10 protein-coding genes are annotated in these 9,394 nt (G+C 37.4%); 4 read left to right on the top strand and 6 right to left on the bottom strand.

Going from position 1 to position 9,394, the window contains the following annotated elements; genetic code table 11:
- Positions 1–30: 30 nt before the first annotated feature.
- Complete coding sequence (locus U9M49_RS12585) at positions 31–669, top strand: nitroreductase family protein (RefSeq protein WP_307318977.1); 639 nt, start codon at positions 31–33, stop codon at positions 667–669.
- A gap of 113 nt (positions 670–782) precedes the next feature.
- Here U9M49_RS12585 and U9M49_RS12590 read toward each other — a convergent pair whose 3' ends face one another.
- From U9M49_RS12590 to rlmH, 6 genes are all read right to left on the bottom strand, one after another.
- On the bottom strand, positions 783–1,106 hold the full coding sequence (locus U9M49_RS12590; RefSeq protein WP_322909904.1) for a hypothetical protein: 324 nt from the start codon (positions 1,104–1,106) through the stop codon (positions 783–785).
- A gap of 451 nt (positions 1,107–1,557) precedes the next feature.
- Positions 1,558–2,154 (bottom strand): ankyrin repeat domain-containing protein, encoded by a 597-nt coding sequence (locus U9M49_RS12595; RefSeq protein WP_322909905.1) that lies wholly within the window; start codon positions 2,152–2,154, stop codon positions 1,558–1,560.
- Positions 2,155–2,230: 76 nt separating this feature from the next.
- On the bottom strand, positions 2,231–2,953 hold the full coding sequence (locus U9M49_RS12600) for a response regulator transcription factor (protein WP_322909906.1): 723 nt from the start codon (positions 2,951–2,953) through the stop codon (positions 2,231–2,233).
- 15 nt (positions 2,954–2,968) lie between these two features.
- Positions 2,969–4,420 carry a HAMP domain-containing sensor histidine kinase gene (locus U9M49_RS12605; protein WP_322909907.1) on the bottom strand — a complete coding sequence of 484 codons (1,452 nt, stop codon included), beginning with the start codon at positions 4,418–4,420 and terminating at the stop codon, positions 2,969–2,971.
- 56 nt (positions 4,421–4,476) lie between these two features.
- A complete protein-coding gene (locus tag U9M49_RS12610) occupies positions 4,477–5,421 on the bottom strand; it encodes a DUF4822 domain-containing protein (RefSeq protein ID WP_322909908.1) in 945 nt (314 codons plus the stop codon).
- 548 nt (positions 5,422–5,969) lie between these two features.
- Positions 5,970–6,449 (bottom strand): 23S rRNA (pseudouridine(1915)-N(3))-methyltransferase RlmH, encoded by a 480-nt coding sequence (gene rlmH / locus U9M49_RS12615; RefSeq protein WP_322909909.1) that lies wholly within the window; start codon positions 6,447–6,449, stop codon positions 5,970–5,972.
- A gap of 174 nt (positions 6,450–6,623) precedes the next feature.
- Here rlmH and U9M49_RS12620 point away from each other — a divergent pair, with 174 nt between their 5' ends.
- Genes U9M49_RS12620 through U9M49_RS12630 form a run of 3 tightly spaced genes read left to right on the top strand, consistent with a single transcriptional unit; the run spans position 6,624 to position 9,101 of the window.
- Positions 6,624–7,169: an RNA polymerase sigma factor gene (locus tag U9M49_RS12620; protein WP_322909910.1), complete on the top strand. Its 546-nt coding sequence runs from the start codon at positions 6,624–6,626 to the stop codon at positions 7,167–7,169.
- Positions 7,166–7,468, top strand: a complete 303-nt coding sequence (locus U9M49_RS12625; protein WP_307319009.1) for a hypothetical protein — start codon at positions 7,166–7,168, stop codon at positions 7,466–7,468. Before U9M49_RS12620 ends, U9M49_RS12625 begins: the two co-directional genes overlap by 4 nt.
- Complete coding sequence (locus U9M49_RS12630) at positions 7,458–9,101, top strand: carboxypeptidase-like regulatory domain-containing protein (RefSeq protein WP_322909911.1); 1,644 nt, start codon at positions 7,458–7,460, stop codon at positions 9,099–9,101. The genes U9M49_RS12625 and U9M49_RS12630 overlap by 11 nt, the downstream gene beginning before the upstream one ends.
- Positions 9,102–9,394: the final 293 nt, after the last annotated feature.

Consider the following 9,394-nt stretch of genomic DNA (forward strand, 5'->3'; position numbering starts at 1 on the left):
TAATCTAAAGTTATCAAAAGGAGCGATTTTATGTTCAACCATATTCTGAATAACGATTTCGTCGATATAGTCAAAGGAAGGCGTTCTGTTCGTCATTATGATGAAGATTTTAAAATATCGCAAGAAGAGTTAAGCGAGATTATTGCGGAAGCTAGTTTGGCGCCATCCTCTGCAAATATGCAATCTTGGCGTGTAGTTGTTGTAGATACTCCCGAAGGAAAAGAAAAACTTAAACCTCTTGTACGTTTCAATACATTACAAAATGATACTTCTTCTGCCATGTTATTAATTTTTGGTGATACAAAAAGCTATTTGTATGCAGAAGAAATATTTAATACAGCTGTAGAACAAGGGAAAATGCCGCCTGAAGTGAGAAATAGCCAACTCGAGACCATTCTATCAATCTACCCAACACTATCAAAAGAAATGAAAGTTGAAATTGCAAAAATCGATAGTAGTCTCTTTGCAATGCAATTAATGTTAGTAGCTCGTGCGCACGGATATGATACAAATCCAATGGCGGGATTTGAAGCAGATCAGCTAGCAAAAACTTTTGAATTGGATGAAGAACGATATACTCCCGTCATGATCCTTTCAATTGGTAAAGCCAAAGTAGCTGGATACGAATCCATTCGATTAAGTACTGACAAAATTTCATTTTGGAGATAAACCTGACAATCCATTAGAAGTGCAAAAAAAGAGAAGAAGTTTCCTACTAATAGTGGTAATGCTTCTTCTCACTTCCCTTCCAATTCACGTTGAAACAGAGTTGATTGGTGTGTTTATGATTCCCTCCCTAACAAACCAACCAACTCCCTAAAAACAAAAGAAGGATTCCTTTGTAAAGTATCTAGACTAACTGTTTTCTGATCATCTTTCCCTATCAGAGACACTTCCCTTTTGTCTTTATTGATTTTGATTAAAACATTCTTAATCCTGTATTCCTCTACCTTAGTTGCTATATCGATTTCTACTGAGTCCAGTTCAATAGATATTTTATCGGAGACCCTTCTTAGCATTCTCCAGAGAGTTTTTTCTTCTTTTGATCTCATAAATAGTTCTGGGAGCTCTGTCGACTCTTTCAAATGATTTAATGTGGTCTGCATATAGGCAGCCACACCGTAGCCTACAGGTTTAATGATTGGGTTGCAGTTGATCCAATGTTAAGCAAAAGTAACCATCTTCCCATCCTCCAACCTTCGACTCTCCATGACACTGAGAAGATCACTGAAATAATATTCAACCCGTACAAAATCTCATCTAAAAGAACAAAATAAGGCAGATCAGGATGCTTATGTATTTTATTCGTTTTGATAGTTCAATAATAAGTTGCTCAATCATTTCTTCACTCCGTTTACAGATCAATCCAATTATTTGTATATATTATACTATAATAAAAAAGCCATTCAATTGGGAGGGAATGGCTTCTAAAGTAACAAATAAGTATAGTGTGCTATTGTTTTATAGTATAAGAATAGGGTGGTCTTGATACTTATCATACGATTTTCCGTTAATAACCTAAGTGTGGTCTTTATTTTCAACTGATATAGTAATAATCTATTTCTCCAACAACTCAATCATCTCTGTGTATCCTCTATCTTTAGCATAATCCAATGCCGTCATACCATTGTCATCACGAAGCTCTTTGTTAGCATTGTAAACTAACAATTCCTGTACAATTTGCTGATATACTTTTGAACCATCTGTTAATGCGACTGCTTCAATTAAGGCTGTATAACCAAAGTTATTTTGATGATTTATATCCACCTTCCCATCTGCTAAAAGTAACTTTACATTAGGTAAATGTCCTTTCTCAGCAGCTGGAATTAATGCATTGCCACCATAGCGATTGTATACTTGATGATCAGGTTTTGCGTTTTCAATTATATAAGCTAAAATCTCCGTTTTTCCTTGTGCGCCTGCATATAAATAAGCACTATCTTGGAGCACATCTTGTTTGTTAACATCTGCCCCTTCATTAATAAGAGCTTTTGCGATTTCAATATAATTTTTATGAGTAGCAATTAACAACGGGGTTTCGCCTTTTTCATTGGTTTCATTAATTAGATAAGAAGTATCTTTTAAAATATCCTGTACTTTTTCAAGATTATTAGCTTCAACAGCTTGAAGTAATTCACCAGATTGATGTGCCATTTCCCTTTCCTCCTCATTATTACAGCCTGTAACTAGGAATAAAAATCCAAGCAAAAGCCCTATAATAAATTTCAAATTAAAACCTCTCTTCCCAAGGAGTGATTGTATGATTAAAACGATAACCGCTGCCCCAAATGGTTTCAATCGGTAGATCTGATAGTTTCCCCTTTTTTAATTTGTCACGAATGCGCCCGATATGTACAACAACAGTGAATACATCACCATCCAAATCATCCATATACCATAATTGGCGAAAAAGCTGTTCCTTCGTCCATACACGATTCGGGTGTTCCATAAAAAATACGAGTAAATCAAACTCCTTGGTTGTAAAAGTAATCTCGTTGCCGAGTACAAAAACTTTACGTGCAGCTTTATCTACAACAATATTACCCATTTCGATAAACTCCATCCGTTGTCCCACGTTTGTTAATTGTTTGTAGCGTTTCATATGTGCTTGAACACGTGCAACCAACTCACTAGGACTAAATGGTTTTGTTATATAATCATCCGCACCTAAACCGAACCCTCGAATTTTATCGATATCTTCCTTTTTTGCTGATACAATCATAAGCGATATATTTTTCACTTCGCGAATACGACGACAAATTTCAAAGCCATTCATCGAAGGTAGCATTAAATCAATAATGACTAAGTCATACTCTTCTTTCAATGCACGGGTCATCCCTTCAAAACCATCTGTTACAATATCTGCTTCAATAGAATGAATTTCTAAATAATCTCGTTGCAATTCCGCAATACTTATATCATCTTCAATAATTAAAATTCGTGAAGCTACCATTTCTCAACACTTCCTTTAAGACTTTTCCAACACAATGGTTACAGTTGTACCTACATTTAACGTACTTTGAACTTTCACCTGACCTTTATGTTTTTCAACGATTTGCTTCACAATCGCTAGTCCTAATCCACTGCCGCCCGTTGTCGATGTTCGCGCTTCCTCCCCGCGATAAAAATGATCGAATACATATGGCAATTTCTCCTCTGAAATTCCTTGCCCGTTATCTTTGATATTTAATTGCACAAAACGATGCAAAACAATCACCTCCACAACAATAGCTAATGGCTCCTTATCCATTTGAAACTTTATACTATTTTCAATTAAATTCGTAATCGCCCGGTTCATATGCATTCGGTCAACCTGCACATACACTTCCTCAGAAACTTGCAAGTTAATGTGAACCTGTCGATTCGATAATTGAAACTCCTCTACTACATGTGCTAGAAAATCTGGCAATGAAGTGCGTTCAAAACGAAATGGCACTGACTCTGCATCAAGCTTTGAATAGAGAAAAAGCTCCTCTATTAAATGATTTAGGGCAAGTGATTTTGAATGGATTGTTTTTAAATACTTTTCTTGCCTTTCCGGTGTTTCAGCAACACCCTCTTGCAAACCCTCCACATAACCAATAATAGAGGTAATCGGAGTTTTCAAATCATGTGAAATACTCGCTACTAAATCCTTCCGGTTATTTTCCAGATTTTGCTTCTCCTCAATAGAAGCAAGTAATGCCTCTCGCATTCGTTCAAAATTTGCGGTCAGCTGTTGGACTTCTTTTGCAGTATTTCCCGGCAAAGTAGGTGCCTGCATCATCATGTCACTGTCCCGAATGCTGGACATTATTTGCCCTAAGCTTTCAATAGGCTTGATGATTGATTTGCGAATTTGATGATTTAAAAAAAGCATAACTGCAACCGAAACGAACATAATGATCAAAATAATAAGCAGTCCCCATCTAGTCAGAAACTCTAAAAAACTATTTTCTTTCTTCAACACGAGTATACTACCTTTAGTCTGATCACTGTAATAAAAATCAAATTTAATGTAACGGTACATTCTACCTGCGTTATCAACTGTACCCTTTGTTTCAATATTATTTGTATCAAAATCAGGAAAATGGACAATAAGGGACCTTTCGACTAGCTCCTCCGAATAATATAAAATATCCTCTTCCTTACGAATTACAAGGCCGAGAGACTGATGCTCTAATTGCTGTAATTTATTTCGCATATCCTCTTCTAATAGTTGGTCCGGCGTACTTTTGGCTATATCTCGTAATTCTACGTAAGCAAGCTCTTCTTCTGGACTCAGGGAACGTTGCTTCGTAAAGGATTCATATAATGTTTTCGGAGTTGGTACAAATCCTGTCGTTACGTAAAAAGCAATGCATAAAATCATGAGAATGGAGACACTCGCAATAAAAATACCACCAATATATGAAATGAGAAATCGATTTTTTATTGTCATAGTGACCACCTTCCCCGATTTCTAAAGAGAAATCAAGCATATTCAAATATTACCTGTTAAAAACTAAAATTTAAATTAAATTCTCCGTTATACGGCTCATGTTCAACAAAAATAGTTACGTCATTGCCTGTTGCATCTTTGCCCATACGCTTATACGTGAACTTGTTATCGTTTAATTCTGTCAGTTCTAGAGTAGCCCCATATTTATTTTCACCTAGTGATACATGTGCTCGCATTTTGTTACTATTAATCACATCAAAGTAACCAAAATCATCCCGACTCTCTCCTGATTCAACATTGAAAAATTCATATTGATTTGTTGCTGAGTTATATTTGGCAATGCTAATAAAGTTGACATTTTGCTCTGTCAAATCATTCCCCTGATCATCTATCACCCTTGTCCCTTGCCATAATGTTTCGCCTAAAACTTCATCACCATCAACGTCCGTCAATATCGCCCCTGTCGTGGTCGTTAAAGTTTGCGCTGGATTTGTAAAGGCTAACTCTGTTTCTTCGTATGGAATATGTTCAACAAAAATTTCTACATCATTGCCTGTTGCATCTTTCCCCATGCGCTTATATGTGAAAATATCTTCGCTAAGTTCCGTCATCTCCACAACAGCTTGATATTGCATCGTATTAGAAATTAAAATTCGCTTCTCTCCATCGTTAGTCACGAAGAATGTACCTTCATCTCCACGTGTCTCCTTTGTTGCTGAATCAAAAAACTCATAGTGCCCTGTTTCTGAATCATATTTAGCCAAGCCAATAAAGTTTGCATTTTCCTTTGTTAAATCATTGTTATCTTGATCATAAACTTTTGTCCCTTGCCAATTTGTACTACTTAATAGATTCATCATTTCCTGACCTTTTGTAAACTGGCTTTTCTCCTCAACTTGTGCTGTTGGCTCAACCTCTTCCGTCGAATTAGTTGTCTCCATCTCCGTTGCTGTCTCGTCGCTACATGCCGCCAAAATGGTTAATGAGCTAAAAATCGCCAATGTTGCAAATTTAAATTTTTAATTCATATTTATCCTCTCCCTTTCAATTTCTTATACTCCATTATGAAAGGCAGTTTTAAACTCCTTATATCGCAAATATAAACAAATTATAAATTCGAACCTGACCACATTACTCATTTCCACCCCTGTATTTTTCAACTCAGCGCTTTTTCAAAAATACGTACCAAATAGATGCTTTTCATCCAAACTGTAGAATTGAATAATTTTAAAAATTCATTAGTTATTAAAACAGAGCAACATTTGCTACATTCATTACGGGAAGCAATTAATTTATACAGGATGGGAGATGAATAAACTGACGAAGATCTTGTGCACTTATATATGTTGAAGCCATTCTATTAATACTTTGAATTTACAATAGATTAATATCGCTTTCAATCCAGTTGAGTACCAACTGAATATTCTTTATTGCAGTAATTTTAATTTTTCCTACTTTTAAATAAAAGTAATAAATCCACTTAGTCTATTCTTAGTTTCGACTTTTTTATACTTCTCAGTTTGTAAATTAAAATCTTTATAAACTGCACTTACTTGTGATAAGGTTCCCCCCGATTAATCCGAAACCCCCGATAAATCTGCTCCAACAACAACAACCTCATCAACTGATGCGGAAACGTCATTTTCGAAAAACTCAACGCGAGATCACTCCTACTCTCCACTTCCTTACTAGTCCCAAGCGACCCCCCAATAATAAAAGCAATCTTACTCTTACCATAGGTGGCGAGGTCGTCTAGTTTCTTTGCGAGTTGTTCGGAGGTGAGCATTTTGCCTTGGATTTCTAGGGTGATGACGAAGGTGTCTGGGGCGATGTGGGCGAGTATGCGGTCGCCTTCTTTGCGTTTGACTTCTTCCATTTCGGCAGCGCTCATGGATTCTGGGGCTTTTTCGTCTGGTACTTCGATTAGGGTTAGTTTGGCGTAGGCGCTTAAGCGTTTTTTATATTCGTCGATGCCTTGTTTTAAGTATTTTTCTTTTAGTTTGCCAACGGATACGATTGTGATGTTCATACTGGGCCTTCCTTCCGAGCTGTTTTTTCTTCCCCTAGTTTACCATAAAGTGTGCTGACTTATTGATGGTCCTCTTTGTTGTCTGAAAAATTTTTCCTTCTTTTTGCAACTTTTCCATGCCTTTTAGCATCTATGTATTATACTCGATTTTACCAGAGAGGAGGGGCGGTATTTTTGCATCTTGTAGAGCGTTTGAAACAGAAAGAAGATGAGGCGTATTTAGAAGTGATGGCTGCGTATGGGGAATATCTGCTACGGACCGCTTTCTTGCTTTTGAAGGATTATCAGTTGGCAGAAGAGGCGGTTCAGGATACGTTTGTGATCACTTTTCAAAAGATAGATCAGCTTGAGGATGAAGAGAAGTTGAAAAGTTGGTTAACGACCATTCTTCTTAATCGCTGCCGCTCCCAAATGAGGAAATCGCGTTGGAAAGTGCTGCTTGCCCCTCTTGATTTGATTGAGAGAACAAAAGCAGATAGTCAGACATTGAATCCTGAAAATGCTCTGCTATTTTCTGAGTGGCATGAGAGCATCAGCACTAGCATTCAACAATTAGACTATAAATATCGTGAAGTCATTACATTATTTTACTTTAACGAAATGAAGATTAAAGACATCGCCTTATTTACGAAAACCAATGAGAACACAGTCAAGTCCAAGTTAAAGCGGGCACGCCTGCTTTTAAAAGAAATTCTTCCTGAAGGGAGTATCGGCATATGAAAAAACAACTCGAAAAGGAGTTAGAACACCTTCGTTTCACCAAGCAAAGAAATGTACTGGACCGAATGGGCAAACCAACCTGGAAACAAAGATTGAACTCCCTTTGGCATAAGGAGATTGAGATTCCCCTCCTTCCGGTTGCAGCTTTTGGGATGATGATTGTATTGCTGTCCGGTTTAACTTTTGTCGGCAACGAGATCAGTTACACGACGAGGGAAAACAATGAGACGATTAAAATCGGGGGCAACGTGTATTGGAAAGAAGATTTTGAAAAGCTGGTTAAGAAATATGAAAATTAAACTACAAGTGAAGCAGCTCGTCTATCTGGTTGTTGCCTTTCTTTTGCTTATTGCTACGATGATTTTTTTGATTATCCCACAATGGAATATTTATAATGCGAAAAAACAAGCTGACCAAGGACATTCTGAGGCTAAGGTTGCCTTACTGCAAACACTTGAAGATGATACAGTTTTTGAGACGCAAAAATGGAACATCATTCAAGAATATATGCTCATACAACCAGTTGAGCGGTTTAATGTCTTTGCTGGGCCATCTTACTCAGAGGTGCAATTAGATCAACCGACCATCCACTTTACATGGAAAGAAAAATTACCCTATCTGAAGCAATATGTAAAAGAAGGACCTATTGATGATTACTTCGTTCTAGCCGTCAAACAGCTTACGTCCTATTATGAAGAGATGAATCAGTCCGACCTTGCTAAACAGACTTTGGATCAAGCGTCAGAACGTGCCGCTAGCTCCTATAGTCTCTATTATAATAATTTACAACTAGAACGGGTTGACTTTGCCATTAACCACAAAGAATATACAGAAGCAAACCAACTGTTAGAGACATTTGATGAAAATCTGGAGAAAGGCGATTATTATTGGCACGCTAAAATCGGGCAAAGACAAGTAGAAATCGCGATGAAACAAGGGAAGTTGCAAGAAGCTCGTGAACAACTGAATGTCATTTTAAATGAATATAAACAAGCTGAAGGGAATGATGACACAATAGAGTCAGAATATACGACTGACGTATACGAGTCATTGGTATCACTTAAGGATCGAATAGAAAGTAGCATCAATAACCCGACTACTAGTACCGTAAAAGGTAGAATTATGTATAGTGACGGCAAACCTGCGGCCAATGTTGGCGTTATTTTGAGAAATGAATCAGACATTCATTATGGCGCTATTGGGGACGAACGTTATTTTACGACGACAGATAAAGATGGCTTTTATGAATGGAACTTTGTTGAATCAGGACGTTATCAAGTGATTCTTGGGTTTTCTTTCGATCAGATTGATGGATGGACGTATCCTTCTACGATGGATGATTGGCTAACAGCTGGCGATCAGCTTGAAGTCACGAAGGATATCACGCTTCGTCCGTTAATTGAGATTAATTCACCTGTTAATCAGAAAAAAATCACAACGGACACGGTGCATTTTTCTTGGGAACCGGTAAAGGAGGCTGCCTATTATCAACTACATCTCGCTGTCGTTATAGATGATGGATCTGGTTCGATAAGTAGTCCCTTTCGCTCACATATTGCAACAAACGAAATAGATGTGCCAGTGGAAGACTTATATAACCATACCGTTGGACTCTCTATGTCAGGTGATGATCCAAATTCTGTTGATCCCATTACATTACTCGCTTTCACCAACCCAAACAACCGCTTTTCTTGGTCTGTTGACGCTTTCGATGAAAATGATGAATTACTGACGAGAAGCAACGGCTACCGCTTAGGTAATGATACGATCGGTCATCTTCCCTTTTTTTACTTAAAAACGAGAACACTAACTGAAGCCGACCAACTTTTGTTAGATAAGAAATTTACTGAGGCATTAAAAGCGTACAAGACAAATCCCGAGGATAAACATAGTCAACGAATGATCAAACGACTAGAGGAATTAGATGAGTAAAATGATGAAAGAGGTTGGGACATAAGTATTTTAGCTAATGATTTATCCGAATGATAATGATTAGGAGTTCTAGCATCTAATCATTCGGTTTTTTGTGTGATTTGAACCCTTATATGAAAAGAATAGTGAAATGGAGCGGAAGACACTCGACTCCTGCGGGAAATAGAGGGAAAGCTGAGACCCCACAGGCAATGTGTAGTGACCCCTAAAAGTTAGACACAGTTATTTCATGAGGCAACTTGTTCAAAATGAGTTCGGTATTGTACCGGACTCATTTTCAATTTTCCCTTTAA

The sequence above is a fragment of the Cytobacillus sp. OWB-43 genome (assembly GCF_034651445.1).
Lineage (GTDB): Bacteria > Bacillota > Bacilli > Bacillales > Cytobacillaceae > Cytobacillus > Cytobacillus kochii.